1 protein-coding gene is annotated in these 243 nt (G+C 55.1%); it reads left to right on the forward strand.

The window, feature by feature from the left end:
* Positions 1–243 (forward strand): hypothetical protein (locus SB659_RS20330; RefSeq protein ID WP_410551740.1); only part of this gene is annotated, 243 nt, incomplete at both ends.

Genomic DNA, 243 nt, shown 5'->3' on the forward strand with positions numbered 1-243 from the left:
CATTATCGGCATCGTTATTTCGGTTGGCGCCGTTTTGCTTTGGACGGTATTCGCTCTAACCAATCGAACCGCGCTTGCGGCCCGACCGGCCATGGATGCTCGAATGTGGACCGCGATGATGATGATTGGCGGTGCGGCTGAGATTATGGCTTTCATACCACTGGCAGCGTCAACGGGGTTACTTAAGCTTACGAGCCTGGGCGTGCGTCTTCATGATTTCCTCCCCGTGCTCCTAGGCTCATT

Source organism: Arthrobacter sp. SIMBA_036 (assembly GCF_046535135.1).
Classification (GTDB): domain Bacteria; phylum Actinomycetota; class Actinomycetes; order Actinomycetales; family Micrococcaceae; genus Arthrobacter.